This is a genomic window from Ktedonobacter sp. SOSP1-85 (assembly GCF_016587415.1).
GTDB lineage: Bacteria > Chloroflexota > Ktedonobacteria > Ktedonobacterales > Ktedonobacteraceae > Ktedonobacter.
This window is the reverse complement of the sequence record NZ_BNJI01000003.1, coordinates 383343-400403: the sequence shown is the minus strand read 5'-3', so window position 1 is coordinate 400403 and position 17061 is coordinate 383343. Positions and strand designations below refer to the sequence as shown.

General features: G+C 52.4%; 12 protein-coding genes and 2 pseudogenes. 8 read left to right on the top strand and 6 right to left on the bottom strand.

Going from position 1 to position 17061, the window contains the following annotated elements; translation table 11 throughout:
• The first annotated feature begins 165 nt into the window (after positions 1–165).
• Positions 166–1443, top strand: a complete 1278-nt coding sequence (locus KTE_RS39860; protein WP_201391789.1) for an RNA polymerase sigma factor — start codon at positions 166–168, stop codon at positions 1441–1443.
• Positions 1444–2833: 1390 nt separating this feature from the next.
• Complete coding sequence (locus KTE_RS39855) at positions 2834–3349, top strand: DUF302 domain-containing protein (RefSeq protein ID WP_201391787.1); 516 nt, start codon at positions 2834–2836, stop codon at positions 3347–3349.
• A 612-nt stretch (positions 3350–3961) separates the two neighbouring features.
• On the opposite strand, the gene KTE_RS39850 is transcribed toward KTE_RS39855, so the two are convergent.
• Both KTE_RS39850 and KTE_RS39845 read right to left on the bottom strand, forming a co-directional pair.
• Positions 3962–4531: a transposase gene (locus KTE_RS39850; protein WP_236600945.1), complete on the bottom strand. Its 570-nt coding sequence runs from the start codon at positions 4529–4531 to the stop codon at positions 3962–3964.
• A 172-nt stretch (positions 4532–4703) separates the two neighbouring features.
• The gene (locus KTE_RS39845; RefSeq protein WP_201387531.1) at positions 4704–6443 is read right to left on the bottom strand and encodes an ISL3 family transposase; all 1740 of its coding nucleotides are present in this window, start codon (positions 6441–6443) and stop codon (positions 4704–4706) included.
• A 416-nt stretch (positions 6444–6859) separates the two neighbouring features.
• On the opposite strand from KTE_RS39845, the gene KTE_RS39840 reads away from it, so the two are divergent.
• Positions 6860–7465: a helix-turn-helix domain-containing protein gene (locus KTE_RS39840; RefSeq protein WP_201391785.1), complete on the top strand. Its 606-nt coding sequence runs from the start codon at positions 6860–6862 to the stop codon at positions 7463–7465.
• Between the two features lie 72 nt (positions 7466–7537).
• Positions 7538–8355 (top strand): annotated as a pseudogene (locus KTE_RS39835) (IS6 family transposase).
• A gap of 152 nt (positions 8356–8507) precedes the next feature.
• Here the strand turns inward: KTE_RS39835 and KTE_RS48420 are convergent.
• A pseudogene (locus KTE_RS48420) lies at positions 8508–8717 on the bottom strand (IS6 family transposase); the annotation flags it as partial.
• Positions 8718–9050: 333 nt separating this feature from the next.
• Between KTE_RS48420 and KTE_RS39830 the strand changes: the two are divergent.
• The gene (locus KTE_RS39830; RefSeq protein WP_201394539.1) at positions 9051–12347 is read left to right on the top strand and encodes a PAS domain S-box protein; all 3297 of its coding nucleotides are present in this window, start codon (positions 9051–9053) and stop codon (positions 12345–12347) included.
• A gap of 132 nt (positions 12348–12479) precedes the next feature.
• Positions 12480–13550 (top strand): glycosyl hydrolase, encoded by a 1071-nt coding sequence (locus KTE_RS39825; RefSeq protein WP_236600944.1) that lies wholly within the window; start codon positions 12480–12482, stop codon positions 13548–13550.
• Between the two features lie 48 nt (positions 13551–13598).
• Here the strand turns inward: KTE_RS39825 and KTE_RS39820 are convergent, their stop codons facing one another.
• Positions 13599–13877 carry a hypothetical protein gene (locus tag KTE_RS39820; protein WP_201391783.1) on the bottom strand — a complete coding sequence of 93 codons (279 nt, stop codon included), beginning with the start codon at positions 13875–13877 and terminating at the stop codon, positions 13599–13601.
• 174 nt (positions 13878–14051) lie between these two features.
• Positions 14052–14600, bottom strand: coding sequence for a 2-deoxy-5-keto-D-gluconate 6-phosphate aldolase domain-containing protein (locus KTE_RS39815; RefSeq protein ID WP_374226871.1), 549 nt, complete (start codon positions 14598–14600; stop codon positions 14052–14054).
• 70 nt (positions 14601–14670) lie between these two features.
• Here KTE_RS39815 and KTE_RS39810 point away from each other — a divergent pair, with 70 nt between their 5' ends.
• Positions 14671–15387 (top strand): IS6 family transposase, encoded by a 717-nt coding sequence (locus tag KTE_RS39810; protein ID WP_201391781.1) that lies wholly within the window; start codon positions 14671–14673, stop codon positions 15385–15387.
• Between the two features lie 249 nt (positions 15388–15636).
• Positions 15637–16023 (top strand): helix-turn-helix domain-containing protein, encoded by a 387-nt coding sequence (locus KTE_RS39805; RefSeq protein WP_201391779.1) that lies wholly within the window; start codon positions 15637–15639, stop codon positions 16021–16023.
• A 28-nt stretch (positions 16024–16051) separates the two neighbouring features.
• On the opposite strand, the gene KTE_RS39800 is transcribed toward KTE_RS39805, so the two are convergent.
• The gene (locus KTE_RS39800) at positions 16052–16966 is read right to left on the bottom strand and encodes an LLM class flavin-dependent oxidoreductase (RefSeq protein WP_201391776.1); all 915 of its coding nucleotides are present in this window, start codon (positions 16964–16966) and stop codon (positions 16052–16054) included.
• Between the last annotated feature and the right edge of the window lie 95 nt (positions 16967–17061).

The following is a 17061-nucleotide window of genomic DNA, read 5'->3' as shown; positions in this document are numbered from 1 at the left end:
ATGAGAATTGACACCTATGGAGCAGGGAAGGCGGTCACATGGCTCGCTCTCTGCATTGAAGCAGGAACCGAACGCCAGCGCTCTGATACTCGTAAAAAAATGTGTAAGAAAAACCATGTTTAAGCGATAAGAGGGGTAGGCTAAAAAAAGAGGTAGAGTGTTGCAATGCAAAAAAACAGTGATTTGCAAGCCCCACAGGGCTTCCTTGGTGAATGGCAATGGCTCAAGTCAGGATTACTTGAGGATCGAGATGGCATCTTAACTGCGACCCTGCTGCGCCTCACACGCATTGCTCGTGCGCGTGGCGTCGAACCTCATATCATCGACGATGTGGTCCAGGAAACTTTGCTTGAAGCGTGGAGTCATCTGGAGCGCCTATCTTCCCCAGCGGGCTTCCAGCCCTGGATTGACGAGATTTGCCGCAACATTTGTCGTCGCGCGACTCATCGCCGTAAAATAGATCTACTTCGGCATACCTCATTGGTACAACGACATTCTGAGGCCGAGCAGGGAGAAGCCTTGGAAGAGACAGGTCTTCGTGCTTCCAATACTCCTGATTTCCTTGAAGAACTCAGTCACCAGGATCTGGTCCGGCTTCTTGATCAGGCCCTTGGCTCGCTCCCTCCGGCTACCCGCCAGATCATGGTGATGTGCTACCTGCTCGAACTTCCTCGCACCGAGGTGGCTACGCGCCTGAATCTCTCGAGCAGCGCTCTGGATGTTCGCCTGCATCGAGCTCGCCGCCATTTACGCCAGGTTCTCAGCGGCCCTTTGCGGAGAGAGGCAGAGGAGTTAGGGATGGCGCTGGGGTTGGATGAACCTCTGGCAGAAGGATGGCAAGGAACTCGTCTGTGGTGCCCTCATTGTGCGCGTCACCGACTCCAGGGGTGTTTTCTGCCTGCTGACATTGAAATGGAGGAATCCAATCTCCATCTACGTTGTCCAGACTGCTATCAGCGCTATGGTAAGGATACAGTTCATAGTATGGGTCTAGTTCCCCTGGCAGGTCTTCGCTCATTCCGACCAGCCTGGAAGCGGACAATGCAGGGGCTGACTGACCGCATAATGCAAGCGCTCTCACAGAAGGTCTACCCCTGTATGGATTGCGGGAAATCCGCTCTGATCCAAGTAAGAGGCGGCGAGAAGGAAACATTGTCGTCCTCTAGCCCCTATCGATTCTGGATCTACATCCATTGCCCCCACTGTGGCAAAGAGGCGGATACGAGCGGGAATATCCCTTCTGTTGATCAACTTGTCTACTGGTCGCATCCCCGTACCCGGCAGTTTTTGCAACGCCACTCACGATGGAGCAGTATGCCGGGAAAGCTGATCGAGTATAATGGCGAGCCTGCTATTTACTTTCAACTCTCTAATAGAGAGAGCTCCAATAATCTAGCTGTTGTGGCTCATCGACAAACACTACATACTTTGGCAATTTTGTAGGATGCTTGGATCTTGCAGCGTACTAACAATTTATCTGTTAATTCGATCTACCTTCCTTCTGCGTTGACGAGTAGTGCGCATGGTATCTGAGATATTATCCCATACTTCTCGATCTGCATCTATTCATTTGGGGGGAGCACTTGGTAGATAAGAATGTGCCTTACTTGCATTGTAATTGGATAGAAAAGCCATACTGATAAGTTTATTGAATCGGGTGAAAGAGGTGGGAGAAAAAAGAATAGGATAGAGTTGCATTTGGAGATAGGAATAGTGAAAGTGTTAGATATTCCTGCATAGCTATCGAGAAGGAGCATCTAGAATATTGCGCAAAGAGGGAAGAAAAAACAGGGAAGGATAAAGCAAAAAGACCAGAAGGTGAGAGAAACAGAGCAAAAGCCGGGCGAGGCCTCCACCTCCTGTTGGGTATTTCACAAACACATGTATGGCGATTGGCTTCTTAAGACCATCCCAAAAGATGTGGGTAAGAATCAGGCCTAAAGGCAGGGGTTTCCAGAGGCCGACTTTGATGATCAGGTGGTGTTGCAAAAAATGTTGAGCGGAGAAAATGGAGCAAAAGAACAGAATGTTCTGCATCTTTTCCTTGGGAGATATGTTCATATAGACTTCAGTTTGCTGAACTTTAATTTTTTTTGCAACACTCCCCAACCAGGCCTACATAGACGGCTTTCCCACTCCGCACGCACAGGCTGTAGAAACCATCATCTATGGAGGCGAACGAAAGTCCTAAAAGGAAAACAGGAAGGCCGCTGCGCATAGTGCCCTCACAGCGGCCTTCCTGTTGCCAAAGTCAAATACATCTATATAAACGCATAAGAGCGCAAAAAGTAATGAGATCTTTACGAGCATTCGTGGTGCTCGCTGGGGCTGTGTTGCAAAGCCCACGGGTTGCGCAACGAGATTTATCTCAGCAGTGACTTGGTTTGAGAGCATCCTTCTTGCCTCTCTTGTTTCTATAAAGCAGAAGTATTTCCAATCCTTTGCCAGTAAAAAGCACGAGCATTGAACGAACCTGTAAGGGTATTTGAGCACAAAAGCACTTCTCGTTACGCAACTCTTCTGAAAACGTTTTTTTCATCCTGGGTGGTGTGGCCCTACATGAGCGTCTCGTGGGTAATGCGACCAGTTTGCATGGAGACGTAGGGAACCGTTCTCTCTTCTGCTTGCATCTCTCTGTGAGAGATATTATCCTTGCTCTAGGATCAGGAAAGCATGCGCAAAAAGGATGTCTCTTGACCACATTCCCCTATTGAGTTTGTTCTACGCTCTCTGCATCCTGTGAGAACCTGCTCCAAGGCAGTAATGTACAGGATACACAGCAGCCAAACGATCCCAATAGACGTACTTGGAAGATACAGAAAGGGCAAAGAGAATGTCTACCTCGGAACATCAGGCTCCTGTGAATCACATAGTGGTCGAAGCCACTCAGCCTTATGAACGTGTCATACAAGCATTTGAGGCACAAATTGGGAGAGAGAAACAGGAGAAGTTCATTGAGGTTGTGCAATCCAGTCGTACCCCAGAGGATTTTACGCACGGCATTGAGCACCTTCTGGGGCCTAGCGGATTCATGGAGTTTTACTCCATTGACCATGGACAGTGGTTTTCTCTCTACTTTCAACCCCTCAAATCAAAACTGTATGACATTGGGAACCCCCTGATTGCGCAACACTTCTTGAAGTACTCTGCTGAAGCAGGGCTGCATGTTCCCATTCGCGTGGAGATCTACGAAAATGCGCAAGGGAAGACCTGTATTGGGTATGATCAACCATCGACGTTGTTGCAGCAATCAGGCGTCACGCAGGAAGAGTTTGTGCGCACCGCAACAGAACTTGATCAAAAAGCCGCGCATCTGGTCCAAAAGGCGGCGACCACACAAGCAGGATGATCAGCTCTTCAGAAGATCTGGTGGAGACATGTTTGTCGCTCCCTAACGATGACGGCTTCTCTGGGTGCAGATACAGAGGATTTGTAGCCAAAAGTCCAGGATACCACAAGAGCCATGTCCTCACACGGACTTGCCAGAGTACTTCGTCTACTTGAGTTTAGCTCGTTGCGCATCCTGTGGGCCATGTAACGCTCTTCATCTACAGCTACGAGTGGATATGGGTGTGGATTATGTGTAGTTGCTTTCCCTATCGTCTTCTATCGGTAGTAACCCTTGAGAGAAGTGGTAACATAGAGGTCAGGAGGGCTGACCATGACACCGCCACCATCCCTGCCAGCATGTGTATGATGTTGCGTCATCGTCTCCCCAGCCAAGTAGCCTCATCGAAGCCATGTCAGGGAAGAGGAGCAACAGATGAGAAAATGAGACGTTGCTGCTTATGAAAAGCGGAAAAAGGGGTGGATGGTCGAGGTTGAGAGGGAGTGGAAGTGGGTGCAAGGGAGTGGAAGTGGTGCAAAAGAGACGCTGCTGGACAGACGGCCCCAGCCGTTCAGCCGCAGAACTGAACAGATCGGAGAACGTCTCCATGGTGTTCGTTGGCCAAACTGCGCTTCACCAGAGAGCCAGTTGCTGGATATGCCGTTGGCTGGCTGAGAGGCGACGCACCTCGGCCAGCGCTTCCTGCACCATCAGGGTGAAATAGTCCTCCAGCGGCATGGGTGGCCCATGCAGGTGTTTGATCGGCACCGTTTTGAGCACAGTGGGGCCATGCCAGACCACAAACATCCTTTCACTTGCCACGACCTGTAAGGCCATATACTGGCCTGCGACCTGTTGACTCACGTAGTAGGTAGTGAGATCCACGTTCACGCAGCCATCCGCTCCCACTTTGCGCACGAAGATCTGCCCATCGATGGCTTTCAACCAGACATCGGGGTCCACTGTCTGTGGAAGCGCGGGCAACGTCGGCAAGGTCGGAAAAGCTACCCGCGGCGGGACGTTGCGGCAAGTGCGCCCTTGATGGGGCCGCTCGCCATTGTAGTGCTCCATAAACGCCTCAGTCACTTCTCGGACCTCTTGCAAGGTGCTGGGGTGCTGCACTTGAAGGCACTCTTGCTCGTAACATTTCTGATATCGCTCGACAAATGCGTTGTCGTTTGACTCATAAGTTGGCTCATACACAAGTTTGGTGAATGCTGAGTTTATGATGGCAGAAGTGATCCATTCCTTGAGCACAAACGCCAGAGTATTTACAAGGTTATTGAAGAGGTTTCACCAAACCTGTGTATGAGCCATAAGTTCGCCAGAACGGGGAGATATGCGTCAGAAGGAGAAAATGGCGAGGATATGATTCTTACGCAACCTTGCTGATCGCAGTTGTGGTATGCTGGGAAATTACGCCATTTTTCATACTCTTCGGTTTCTTCAAATGAGCCACTTGTTGTTTTTGCTTCCTTTTTCTCTCCTGACTCTTTTTGCTGTGATGGAGCACACGAAGCTTGAGCAGATCGATTTCGGCGCGACCATACATACTTCTTTTGATGAGCTTAAGCCGATTCACATTTCCTTCCAAAGGACCATTGCTCCAAGGTAACGTCAATCCCGCAAGAACGGCATCTTTGTCTTGTTGCACACCCGTCACAAAGGACTCAAACGCTTCAAGATGGCTGGCTTTCACCGCTGCCAGCCAGGCGTCAAGCTGTTCTCCTGTACGCTCACGGACCATGTGAAGAAACATCTCTACCAGTTGGTAGGCGGTCTCAAGGTGTGGGCTCATCTGCCTTAACTGTTGAAGGGTCTCCCGTTCTTCTTCCTTCAAATCCTCATGTTTGCGGAAAAAGAGCCAGGTGGCCTGTGGTGCCGAGAGAGTCAAGAGGGGATTGAGTGGTTTCGTCGCTAATTGGGAACCGCTTTTGCGGGCAGAAAAGCTCAACGCATCTACCGTCTCCAGGTAGCGATAGATGGCTCGTGGTGATCCTTTATACCCTTTTGCTCTCAGTTCTCTTTCCAGTTGTACTCCCTGGCGGCACCCTTGTTGCCAGCGTTCCAGGAGATAGGTCTTGTAGGGATCGATGAGACGTGTTCGAGGCTTGCGAGAACCGGAATAAGGAATATCTCCGCGATCAAGCCACTCCCGAACGGTTCGTGGTGCCATACCCATGTGAGCCGCAATCTCAATGCTTTTCATCCCTTGCTGTTGCAGTGCCATCATCTGCTCGTAACGAGTTGTTCGCTCCGCTTGACGAGCGTGTTGTGCTCGTTTCTCAGCGCGTGTCCTGGGATGACTTTGACGTTCAGGTGAGGGTTGCTGCCCGTCGAGGGTCTTGGCTTCTGTCTGCTCAGCACGACGCAGTTGCGTCAGGCTTTGGGTCAATTGCACTGAGACACATGCAGCTAGATTCTTCACCAAATGCCAGCGGTCACTTACCTGTACAGCTTGGGGGGCCCCTTTTTGAATAGCTGACGCATATTCCGAGGACCCATCGCGGCTAACCACCTTGATGGAGGGATGCTTGAGCAGCCAGGTGGAGACCGTTTTGACCGAGCGGTCGGGAAGCAGGTCAATGGGCAGGCCCAATTCCAGATCACAGATCAGGGTTCCATAGCGCAGCCTGCGCCTGCGTGCCCAGTCGTCCAGCCCAATAACGTGTGGGGCTGATTGAGCTGACGGGTGTGATTGGCGAACCAGACGCAAGATGGTATCGCGACTTCCGCTGATGCCCAACTCACTTCCCACATCCGCTCCGGCTTGGCCCCCGATTTTGAGTCCGAGCTCACAGAGGGCCTTTTGGAGCCGTTTGGTGCGCTGAGCGTGAGGGTGACAAAGCTCTGGAAGCCGTTCAACGAAGATCTTTTGCGCACAGGTATTCTTTTTGCAAAAGAAACGACGCACATGCAGAATGAGACGAAGCGGACGTCCAACCGAAGGAAGATCACGGAGTGCACGTGAATAGAGACTTTGGATGCGCGAAGATACGGTCCCACATGAGGGGCAAGGAGCAGTTGGGGAGGTCGTCCGTAAGGTCAGGGTGATCTCCTCAGCTATTTCTACTCCTTCTACTTCGACGTGAGGAAGGTCTGGAAAAATGATCATAGAATGGTTTTTGAATCCTCAAAAAAGCTCTAAAAAAGCGAAAAAATGTTCAACTTTTTAGTATACCACATTACTCATCAGCAAGGTTGCGTAAGATTCAGGATATGTGTCAAATTTCGATCGCAACTCGTTTCGCTTGTCAGTGCGAAACGTCAGAAAGACATTGACAGGCGACTTCATCTTCCGAGTTTTGAGCCTGGTTTCCTTATCTTCCCTGCTTTTCCATAATGCTTATGGCGTTTTGGAAAAATACATTATGGCACCATACACCTGGTATTTTCTTGAAGGTTCTCAATGCCGAGGAATGTGTAGCTGCTTTCACTCAAATTAAGAAGGCGTTACTTCATTCTGATGGGTAATGTAAGTTCAGAGAGATGAGGAGCAGAAGCATGGGCTTTATTTATGAGGAAAGACTATTGGACTCACCTTATGTAGAAACCATTACGCATGGGCGAACGGAGGGTAATGGTTCTTCTCTCCGTCCCGCAGAGACGCATTGGCACATGGTCTTCGTAAAATACAATGGCAAGACCCAGGTCATAGCCGCTGGACCTTTGACGACATCTGGCATTGTATCTTACACAGAAGGAGCTGAGATTATTTGGGTCAAGTTTCAACTTGGCACATTTATGCCCCATCTTCCCACAAGGAAACTCCTGGAGGCCCAGACCAGCCTTCCAGAAGCCTCTGGACAATCTTTCTGGCTGCATGGCTCGACGTGGCAGTTTCCGAATTACGAAAATGTAGAAACGTTTATAGATAGGCTTGTGCGTAAGGATGTGCTGGCTCATGATCCACTTGTGAGTGCGGTGCTACAAGACCGCCCGCAAGAGATGTCATCCCGTACAGTACGGCATCGTTTTTTACAAGCAACCGGATTGACCCAAAGCCAGATTCGCCAAGCCGAACGTGCTAAGCGGGCGGAGGCGCTCCTATTGCAGGGCACATCTATCCTTGATACCGTTCACGAGGCTGGCTATTTCGACCAGCCGCATCTAACCAGATGGAAGCGTCAGAACTGAGAGCACCGTCTGGTTTGAGAGCACTTCTTGTGGTACATTGGCAACTGTTAAGAACACCTCAGAGGAGTGACCATGAACTGTCCATACTGTCTCTCATTGAAAACCAAGCAACGTAACAAGAAAACCACCCTTGGCTATCGAACCTATCGATGCCAGCAATGCCAACGAGCTTTCAATGAACGGACAGGAACTCCTTTTAACTCCCTCGAATATCCGACGGATATCGTCTTACTCGTCGTTTTCTCTCGGCTGCGTTATACATTGAGCTTACGTGATCTCGCCGAGATCTTCCTGGAACGTGGTTTTGCGTTTACTCATGAGGCGGTGCGCGACTGGGAAGCCCGATTTGCTCCCTTAATAACTGATCAGTTGCGGAAGAGGCGTCGTGGACAAGCAGGGGCCTCCTGGCACGTTGATGAGACCTATGTAAGAGTCCAGGGAAAAGGTGCTACTTGTATCGTGCCATTGATCAGGATGGCAATCTGGTTGATTCAATGCTGAGTCAGAAGCGGGACATGGACGCCGCTCAGCGCTTTTTCCAGCAAGCACTCCAGACAGTCGGTCATGCTCCAGAGCGAGTAACCACGGATGGGCACCGTTCGTACCCACGTGCGATCCGTGAGATCCTTGGCCAGGACGTTCTCCATCGGTGTAGTCATTATCTCAATAATCAACTGGAACAAGATCATCGTGGCATCAAACAGCGTTACTATCCCATGCGTGGGTTTGGAAGCTTCACATCTGCATCGCGCTTGTGTCGGGCCTTTGAGGAAGTGCGTCAGTTTTTCCGGATCCGTACAACCATAAAGCAACGTACCTCTCTACAACAGCAACGCGAGATGTTTCTCCATCGATTGGTAGCTTTGCAGGCTCTGGTACAGGCGATCTAACAGACAGAAGTTTGGGCGAGGCGTGCCTCAGCACATTTGTTTGACTCTTGTGTTCCCAGTTCTGACACATCCGATGTTGCTCTGCCATGATTGGTCCTCTTTTTCTTCTTTTCTCACCATTCCGACAGATCAGCTTTCTTTTTGCAACACAGCCTCAAATAGGGACGACATCGCCTCTCCAGTTCTGGCGCATAGCACTGAACCCAGTGGTAGATGGTCGTGTGACCAACGCGTAAACCTCGCTCTATCATCATCTCTTCGAGGTCTCGATAGCTCAGCGAATAGCGCACATACCAGCGAACACAGAGCAAAATGATCTCAGACGGGAAGTGACGCCATTTGAACAACGAACCATTGTGCATAGAGAAATGCCTCTCACTCAGCAGGATCCTGTTGAGTGTACCTCATCACTGCCATTTCTTGCAACACAACCATCCTCGTCAATGCTTTGCCCACGCTTTGGGCGAGGTTTAGTTGGCTATGCTGTGATCAATAAGAACAAAGAGAAGGAAGCCAAAGACGCCAGCGACGGATCATATCGCCGCCAGATGGACGAGCGATTCCACAAGGAATAAAATGGGAAGCTTGCTTGTTTCTTCTATATATCATATGCATTGGGTGCTATTTCTTGATGTTCAGGAAAACCTCTTTGTCACTAGGGATGGGGGATACGTGAAAGGGAGACAGACCGCATGATGTTCAATCCACAAAGCAACGAGTCTCTCACGCTCACATCGCGTGACACGCTCCTCAGCACGCTTGAGACGCTTCCTGATGCGTTGTTTGTCGTCGATGACGCCACAACCATTGTGTATGCCAATGCGAGCGCGCAGACCATGCTCGGCGCATCACGAGCGCAATTACTGGGGAACCCCTTCTGGCACGGGGCTCCCCAACTGGTGAGCCCCTCACTCTATCAGGCTATGCGCAAGACCAGGCAAACCCAGGAACCGACCCAAATGGAGTATTGGTCTCCCATGACCCAGAACTGGCTGCACGCGCAACTCACTCCAACCATTGGGGGACTCGTCTTGCAATTCCACCAGATGAGAGCACCAACCCCACGCCAGGAGATGGTTCCCCAGGGCGAGCGCCTCTGCATCGATGACCTGGATGGCTTGCATACCAGGATCGGGATTCTGACGCCCGAGGGGATCGTGTTGGACATCAATGCAGTCCCGTTGGACGACGCGCACATCCGACGCGAGGAGGTGATTGGCAAACCGTTGGCTGAAGCCCCCTGGTGGTCCTTTGCTCCTGCCAGTCAAGAGCAGCTCCGCGCCGCCATCGCGCGAGCCAGCAGGGGAGAAACGGTGCGTTTCGAAGCCCTGGTTCGCCCGAGGGAAGGAATGCTCCTTTCCTTTGAGAGCGTGATCACCCCCCACCTGGATGCGAATCACCACGTCGAGTACCTCGTCATCGCCGGCATCGACATCACCGCGCGCAAGCGAGCCGAAAGAGACATCCATGCCTTGATCGATGCCATTCCCCAGTTGGTCTGGACGGGGCGACCGGACGGGTATGTCGACTCGTATAATCAACGCTGGCGCGATTATACGGGCCTGACCACTGCACAGGCCCAGGGGAATGGATGGATGCAGTGTACCCATCCTGCTGACCGGCAACGCGTCCTGGAGACATGGCAGCGCGCCATCCAGACCGGCGAGCCCTATGAAACGGAACAGCGCCTGCGCCATGGCACGACCGGGGAGTATCGCTGGTTCCTGATGCAAGCAACGCCCTACACCGATGCGCAGGGGACGATCCTCAAATATGTTGGTACCTGCACCGATATTCATGACAAAAAGCAGGCCGAAGCAGAACTGCGTGTCCTGATCGATGCCATCCCCCAACTCGTCTGGATGTTGGGCCCCGATGGCTCGAGTGAATACGGTAATCAACGCTGGTGTGACTATACCAACATGACCGTTGAACAATACCAGGGGGACGGCTGGATCCAGGCCATCCACCCCGACGATTCTCAGCACATGCTGACGCTCTGGCGTCATGCGCTTGAAACAGGTGAACCCTTCGAGTGCGAATATCGTCTCAAGAATGGCAAAACGGGGGTCTATCGCTGGTTCTTAGCTCGTGCGCTCCCGGTACGCGATGAGGCAGGCCAGATCCTCAAGTGGTTTGGCACCTGCACCGACATCGAGGAGCAGAAACGGATCGAGCAACAGCTCAAAACCAGCGAGGAGAATTTGCGCGTGCTAGCCGAAACACTGCCGCAACTGGTGTGGACAACGCAGCCCGATGGCCGTCTTGACTACTGTAATCAGCGCTACTGTGACCTGACGCAGACCGATTTCGAGCAGATACGGGACGATGGATGGCGTCAGTTCCTGCATCCCGAAGATGCCGAGCACACGCTTGCACTTCGGCAGCAATCCCTTACCACCGGTGAACTCTTTGAGAACGAACAGCGTCTCAGAGATGGGCGAACTGGAGAGTATCGCTGGTTTTTAGCCCGCGCGCTGCCGGTGCGCGATGCAACCGGTCAGATCCTCAAATGGTTTGGCACCTGCACTGACATAGAGGAGCAGAAACAGGCTGAGCAGCAGCTCAAAACCAGTGAGCAGAACTTTCGCACGCTCGCCGAAATGGTGCCGCAACTGGTGTGGACCATGTGGCCCGACGGCCGTCTAGACTACACGAATCAGCGTTATCGCGACGTAACGCAGGCCAATCTTACCCTCGAAGGAGACGATATATGGCGTCAGTTCGTGCATCCAGAGGACATTGAGCGGACACTGGTGCTCCGGCACCAATTACTCAGAACAGGGGAAATCTACGAGAACGAACATCGTCTTAAGGATGGACGGACTGGAGAGTACCGCTGGTATTTAACCCGTGCGCTCCCAGTGCGCGATGAAGCGGGTCAGATCATCAAGTGGTTCGGCACTGGCACTGATATTGATGACCAGAAGCGCGTCGAGGAAGCTTTACGCCAGAGTCAGGAACAAGCGAACGTCCTGATGAACTCTAGCATTATCGGGATCTATGTCGGTGAAAGGGAGCAGATTGTGGACGCCAATGACACCTTTCTGCGCATGACCGGCTATACACGAGAAGACCTCCGCGCGGGGCGTATGAACTGGATGCAGATGACGCCTCCAGACTATCTGGCTCGGAGCTTAGAGGCCTGGCAGGAACTTGACGCCCAGCAGTCGATAACGCCCTATGAGAAAGAATACGTGTGCAAAGATGGCAGTCGCCTTCCCGTGCTCGTGGGCGGGGTCCTCTTAGAGCATCACTCATTCCAGGTGATTACCTTTGTGCTGGATAACTCGGCACGCAAGGAACTGGAACAACGCAAGGATGACTTTATCAGCATGGCCAGCCATGAACTGAGGAACCCACTTACCGCCTTGAAACTGCAGACCACCTTGCTGCACCGGCAACTCGACAAGCAAGGCCTTCAGGCTGCTGCTCCAGCTCTTGTCAGCATGCAGACCCAGATTAACAAACTCACCCGGCTGGTGGAAGACTTGCTGGATGTCTCCAAAATCCAGGCGGGCAGGCTCGAGTATCGGCAGGAATCGGTGGATCTCGATGCCTTGCTGCGGGAGATCGTCGACACCATGCAGCAAACGCATCCCAGCCATACCATCCTGGTGCGGGGAGGCGTGCAGACAACCCTGCTAGGTGATCGCGACCGGCTGGGACAGGTCTTCACCAACCTGCTCAGCAATGCCATCAAGTATTCTCCCAGCGCAGAGACCGTCGAGATGGAGCTCTCCGCCTCCGCAGAGACAGTCACGATCCGTGTGCAGGATCATGGCCTGGGCATCCCACGCGAGCAGCGCGACAAGATTTTTGACCGCTTCTATCGCGTCACTGATCCCAAGCAGAAGGCGATTCCCGGCCTGGGCATGGGGTTATACATTGTCGCGGAGATTGTGAAACACCATGGGGGAACCATCACCGTCGAGAGCGAAATGGGAAAAGGATCGACCTTTCGGGTGACGCTTCCCTGCCAAAGAACATGAGGAACGCACATGGAGACTTCCCAATACCAGGAATGTAATGAGAGTGTAGTTGTCAAGAGTATTCTCATTGTCGAATATGTAGACGCGTGCTTGAGCAGCGTCGGTCTAATTTCCACAGAAAGGGGACGCGCTATGAAGATGTATCTCGCTATGCAGAGAGAGCTGGTCGTCGTTGAGCAGGCTGGTGAAGGCTGGCAGGCCCACTCGTTTCTTGAGGGCTTGCAGCCAACCTGCCTGGCGGTCGATCCTTTTAGGCCGGAGATCGTGTATTGTGGCACCTTTGGGCGAGGACTCTGGCGGAGCGCAGATGCGGGCAACTCCTGGCAACCCGTTGGTGATGCCGGAGCTGCTATGGAACCATACAATAACGATGGCATCACCCAGTCCCATATCACTTCGCTCGCGGTCAGCTCGACCGAGCAGAACCAGGGCTATGGTGTGGTGTACGCTGGCACTGAACCAAGCACTATCTATCGCTCTGATGATGGTGGGCTGAGTTGGCGTGAACTGAAAGCCTTGCGCGAGCTACCTTCCGCGCCCTCCTGGCGCTTTCCGCCTCGCCCCTACACCAGCCATGTGCGCTGGATTACGCCCGATCCCAGGGTGCCGGGACGCCTCTTCGCGGCCATCGAGGCCGGCGCGCTTGTGCGCAGCCTGGATGGTGGCGAGACCTGGGAGGATCGCGTCCCCGATGCCCCTATCGATACCCATACCCTGGTGATGCATCCCCAGGCACCCGACCGCCTGTACTCGGCGGCGGGTGATGGTTTCTCCTCACCAGGACGAGGCTACAGCGAGAGCTATGATGGCGGACAAAGCTGGCAGCGACCCGACGAGGGCTTGGAACAGCACTACCTCTGGGGCCTGGCTGTCGATCCCGCCAATCCGGATACCATTGTGGTCTCCGCCTCGCCGGGTCCCTATGCCGCCCATCACCAGCGCGAAGAGGCCCAGTCCGCCATCTACCTGAAGCAAGCTGGCCAGCCCTGGCGACGCATCTCGGATGGACTCCCCGATATAGAAGGAACGGTCGTACCCGTCCTGGCAAGTTACGAGGCCGAACCCGGCGTCTTTTACGCGCTCTGCAACCGTGGCCTCTACCGTCCAGTCGACGCAGGCCAACACTGGAAGGCACTTCCCATTCCCTGGAAAGAGGAGTACCTCACCCAACACCACCAGGCCCTCGCCCTCAGCCCAATCTAAACAACACCCAGCAGTAGCCGCGTACGCCAGTAGCAGAGTACGCGGCTACTAGATGCGGCTACTCTGCTGAACCGGTGACTTCGGCGATGATCTCCTGGTCATCGGTTTTTTGTAGCGAATCACAATCACATCCACAAACAGAATGACCATCGAGACACACCAGATAACGGTTACCGCCGCTTGCAAAATGTCATAGATGATAGTTGAAAGGTCGGCGGACTTGAGGCCAGCATTTAAGACATACGGAGCCAGGATAAAGTCCGCGCGAGGTCCGAGAATGGCTGCGCCAACCTCTCCCTTGTAGTTGATAAAACGGGTGGTTGTCAAAAAAAGGCAAAATCGGTAAGGATGGCTCAACAACACAGTAGCACAGCAGGACGGTCAGAAAACAGCCAAGCATGAGCATTTTTGCTTAGTGAACAGTTGATGAAGATTGCGCTCAACCAACCGCTAGCTCACATTCGGTGAGCGATTCAGACCGCCGTGGACCGCCATACCTGCCTAGCGTCCCGCCTCAAAGCACTGGTTCCACTCCTCAAAATGCTGCGCGATCTGCGTCGCGGCGGCGTCCAGAGAGAGGCGTTTTGCCTCAAAGTCAGCAACGGCGTTCCAGAAGCTGGTACGACCAACGGCAAAACCAATAAAACCCGGCACGCTTGCAGCCGTCTGGAGCCAGTGAATAACGCGCTCCTGGCTTGCTCCACGCCCAAGCACAATAAGGCCAACATTCTGGCCACCATTGCGGTGTGCGACTTCGACAATGTTCTCGCAATCAGCGCGTTGATCCAACCCTTCAATTTTCCAGACATCTGGTTCCACCCCAGCCTGCCGCAATTCTTCGATGGCCCATACCATTAAGCGAGGCCGAAGCTGGCTGTCATAGGCATCTTTATTCTGATCGACGAGTTCAAGTTGGTGGAACTCAGCTGGGACAAGGAGTTCAAACAGGAACAGATGTTGTGATTGGTGCAGGTAGTCGGAGAGACGTTTCAGACGTTGGGTTTGACGCTGATTCAGCATACAGTCTCCCTCGGGATTATAGCGAACCAACGCCTTGGCAAATGTCGGCTGGGCATTGTCAACTTGGGAACAGAGCTGAATACTGTGCTAAAATAGCTGCATGAAAATAAACCCCACCACTCCTGATTACAAAGGCTACCGCTTTCCGCCTGCAATCATTAGCCATACTGTCTGGCTGTATTTCCGCTTTTCGCTGAGTTTTCGCGATGTTGAAGAGCTTTTGGCACAGCGCGATATCGTGGTCACCTATGAAACCGTGCGTCAGTGGTGTCTCAAATTTGGGCAAAGGTATGCCAATGAATTGCGTCATCGTCGCCCTCGCTGTGGCGACAAATGGCATTTGGATGAGGTCTTCCTCACCATCCGTGGCGAAAGACACTACCTCTGGCGAGCGGTGGATCAGGATGGGAATGTGCTTGATATCCTGATGCAGAGCCGACGCAACAAACAAGCGGCCAAAAGATTTTCCCGCAAACTCCTCAAAGGGCTGCAATACGTGCCACGTGTGATTATTACCGATAAACTGAAGAGCTATGGGGCGGCGAAACGCGAGATCTTCCCTGGCGTGGAGCATCGGCAGCAGAAAGGCTTGAACAATCGGGCAGAAAACTCGCATCAACCCACGCGACTTCGAGAGAAGAAAATGCGGCGCTTTACATCAGCCAAACACGCCCAACGCTTTCTTTCCGCCTTCGGTCTGATCTCGGGACATTTTCAACCGCGACGACACCGTCTGAGGGCCGGAAAATATCGCGCTCTTTTACAGGACCGATTTCAGACGTGGAATGAACTGACTGGAGCAAAGCGAGTCGCATAACCATAGGTATCCCCCACATCTTCCATGACCCATCAACATCCTTCTTCGCTATAACTCAGCAATATTCTTCATTTTTCTGGTTAAGTTGACAATACCATCCATAGCAAAACGAATTTTCCTCTTACAACACAGCAAGCGCCCTTGACGACTAAATTAATAGCTTACTTACAATGTAAAAATAGCCTGGCTACTAAAAGTAATGAGGTGGTATAATACTTATACTGTCCAAAAAGAAAGGGAAGCGTTTCAATGAAGACATCAGATGCCAGCATACAATTACAACCATCTGAAGAGGGATCCAGTGATTCTTTACCTGCAACTGACCAGTTTACCAAGTTCTGTCCACGTTACCATCATGCGATGGTAATTATTGGCAAACGATGGACAGGTGCCATTTTGCGCGTCCTCATGTACGGACCCCATCGCTATAATGAGATCCTCTCCGCAATTCCAGGTATCTCAGACCGACTCTTAACAGAACGATTACGAGACCTGGAAGCGGAGGGACTTGTGACGCGCCGTATCGCCTCCACAACACCGATACGTGTCGAATACGCATTGACGGCACAGGGTCAGGAACTGGAAACAGCGGTACGCGCTATCTCAGCCTGGGCTGAAAAGTGGCTCCCAGTATAACCTATCATCTTGATTTTATCACTATTGATCAGGCAGATCGCTCCTTCGCAACAGCCGTACGCACGGCAGGAACGACCTCACGCGCGAAACGCTCTATCTGTATCTGCGAAGGCTCTTGCGGCCAATAAACAAATGTGTCAAATCCGTCCTCCAGTCCAAGCGCCGTCAGCACCTCAGCCCAATAGGTGCTGGTTCCCTCAAGTGGAGCATGTCCCTGTAGTGGCCTGTTAGCGGCACTGGTACCGCTATTCGAGATATGCCCAACGAGATTTGCTACACGCACGATACTAGATGGATCTCGCCCTACTTCACGCGCACCGTTATCAATCTTCTCCTGTGCCCATTTCCAGCGTTCATATGGGAGATAGGAAACAATAGGTGCAGCCCATCCATCCGCCAGTCGGCCCGTCAGACCGAGCATCTTTTCGCTCACCGATCCGATCCAGATGCCTATGGGATGAGCCGGTTGAGGGCCACCATGAGCGCCGTGCAACGAATAATACTTCCCTGAGAAACGCTGACCACGTTGCCCACTCCAGAAGGCACGCATGACGATGATCGCCTCCTCAAGAGCTTGGATTGCCTCTCCTGGCGCACGTCGTGGACCTCCCAGAGCCACAATACCGTCCCAAAAAGCACCTGCACCTATGCCTAACTCAAAGCGTCCTCCACTCAAAAGATCTATTGTTGCCGCCTCTTTGGCAAAAAGAGCCGGTTGATGCATGGGTAAGTTGGCAACATTTGGAAAAAATCGCAGCTTCCTGGTCTCAGCCAGAAGCGTGGCGATCAAACTCATTGTATCCAGATATTGTGGCACATAAGGATGATCTTGAATCCCACAGAGATCAAGATCCACGGTATCGGCCAGCCGGACAAGTTCACGCAGCGAACTGGCATCCGCTGCTCCTGGTTCTAACGAGATACCAAATTGCAGGGTCCGCATCTCTTTTCTCCTTCATGTTCGAAAATGACTATGGCAGATTACACCAGAGAGAAAACATCTCACCTCGTGACTCTCGAGCAGAAATACAGCCAGAC